This window comes from Proteus sp. G4415 (genome assembly GCF_963896075.1).
Classification (GTDB): Bacteria; Pseudomonadota; Gammaproteobacteria; order Enterobacterales; family Enterobacteriaceae; genus Proteus; species Proteus mirabilis.
In genome coordinates this window covers 1-2,095 of the sequence record NZ_CAWQOK010000028.1, presented here as the reverse complement: position 1 = coordinate 2,095, position 2,095 = coordinate 1, and the positions used below count along the sequence as shown (strand labels likewise).

Annotated in this window: 3 protein-coding genes; 2 read left to right on the top strand and 1 reads right to left on the bottom strand. The window is 39.0% G+C overall.

Annotated features, from left to right (window positions below; translation table 11 throughout):
• Both AACU95_RS02370 and AACU95_RS02365 read left to right on the top strand, forming a co-directional pair.
• Positions 1-373: RNA-guided endonuclease InsQ/TnpB family protein (locus tag AACU95_RS02370; RefSeq protein ID WP_161737163.1), on the top strand; the 373-nt coding region annotated here is incomplete at its 5' end.
• A 401-nt stretch (positions 374-774) separates the two neighbouring features.
• Positions 775-1,119, top strand: a complete 345-nt coding sequence (locus AACU95_RS02365; RefSeq protein WP_004245715.1) for a DUF4156 domain-containing protein — start codon at positions 775-777, stop codon at positions 1,117-1,119.
• 108 nt (positions 1,120-1,227) lie between these two features.
• Here AACU95_RS02365 and AACU95_RS02360 read toward each other — a convergent pair whose 3' ends face one another.
• A complete protein-coding gene (locus AACU95_RS02360) occupies positions 1,228-1,866 on the bottom strand; it encodes an NAD(P)H-binding protein (protein ID WP_004245714.1) in 639 nt (212 codons plus the stop codon).
• Between the last annotated feature and the right edge of the window lie 229 nt (positions 1,867-2,095).

The following is a 2,095-nucleotide window of genomic DNA, read 5'->3' as shown; positions in this document are numbered from 1 at the left end:
TGGACGGAACGTAAAAGCTAAATCTGGTTTAAACCGCTCAATACTGGAGCAGGGCTGGTATGAAATGCGCCGTCAGCTTGAGTACAAGCAGCTCTGGCGAGGAGGTCAGGTACTGGCAATACCACCGGCCTACACCAGTCAGAAGTGCGCTTGCTGTGGTCATACAGCAAAGGAAAACCGCCAGTCACAAAGTCAATTCGAGTGCCTTGAATGTGGATATACAGCGAATGCTGATATCAACGGGGCACGTAACATTTTAGCGGCAGGACATGCCGTGCTTGCCTGTGGAGGGAGGGTGCAGTCAGACCGCCCGTCGAAGCAGGAACCCGCCGAGGTGATTCAGAGGAACGCAGTAGGGATCCACGTCCTTTAGGGCGTGGAGGATGTCAATATTGAGCCAGTACATAATGATTTAATGTTCCCTATTATTTAAGTATCAAAAAATAATTTCTATCAATGGCCTATTGCCTGATTATGCTATTAAAGCAGAGGACTAGGCTAAGAACGACGACCAAATAATGTGCCCAGTCTCGCACTGTGGTGTCTGAAAAGCACACAATATGTTTTAAAAGCCGCAAAGCGGTGTAAAATAAATAGATATTGCTTTGTCTATCTTAAAGCTAAATCATTAAATCAAAATAAGTAACAAGTGGAAATAACCTCTTAAGACTATAGGCTAATGTAAGATAGTGATGATTTATTTTTGCGCTTAAGAGGAGTGACAGGGTATATTGTTGTCATGACTAAACGGACACTCAAAGAAATGAGGGGATCATGCGAATTAAATTGTTATTGGGAGCCACTGCAGCGTTGTTGTTAGCAGGCTGTTCTGCAACAAATACATTGACCAGTGCAGGTTCACAGGTACAAATTACTGATACGCAACCAGGCAGCGAGTGCCAGTTATTAGGCACAGTAACCGGCGTTCAGAATAATTGGTTATCAGGCTCTCGTACTGAAAGCCAATCACTACGCGGTGCTGCTAATGATTTACGCAACAAAGCAGCCGCTATGGGTGGTAATGTTATTTTTAATGTTGGTACAGGTGCAGGTAGCATTGTCGATAGCTTTGCGCCACTAGATAGCAAAATGAGTGGACAAGTTTATAAATGTCAGTAACAAACAATGGTTGTGTACATTGATAAGCTAGCTCGTGACTAACATATCTGGCCCTAATGTCTATCAGGGTCAGATTGTTTTTTATCAAAATCAGTAAACTAATCGTTTCTAAATTCGACTGAGGGCTGTTTTAATCGCCTCGTCACCATCTAATATAGGAATGCATTTTTTAAATGTATTCGGCTTATCTAATATCTCTGCTAATGTTGCCGCGACATTATCAATAGTGATTTCACCTTTTGTAGCATTATCTTCCAATTTGGTCGTAATTTTATATGTGCCTTGTTTTTCAGTTAAATAGCCTGCTTGAACAAGGGTGAAATCTAACTGGGTACGATCCCGTAAGTAGAGGTCGGCAAAATATTTAGCAGTAAAATAATCAATTAATTCAGTCCATTTATCAGGTGATAATGAATTAATCGCACTGAGCATAATATATCTTTTTATTCCTTTTTTTTCTGCTGCTTGCATCGTTTTAACAGCACCATGTAAATCAACTTGTAATAAATCCTTTCCTCGGGAGCCTGTCGTAAAATAGATAGCCTCTAAATTGTCTGGCAATAAATCGGTGATGGATGATAACGGCTTTGTTATGTCCAATTCAATTTCATGGTACTGTGAGGGATGATGTACTGATGTGTCGGATAATTTTCGGGTTGTACCTATGACATGATGACCTTTAGCAAGTAATATTTCGATTAAACGCTGACCTACTCGACCTTTAGCGCCAATGACGAGAATATTCATATTTCCTCCATTAAAATCTCAATTTCGTGTTTGAAGCTCCTCTTTACACTGAACTTAATTTTAAAACTTATTTTTTAATCAGGTAAATTATGTACCGTAAAAACTATCATTTAATGATTATTACTATAAGCGTAGTAGGATTTTTTTAGAGTCAAATGCAAATAATACAATAAATTAAAAAATAAAATATCCAATTCTACTAGGATAGATAATTATATGACTAATAGAT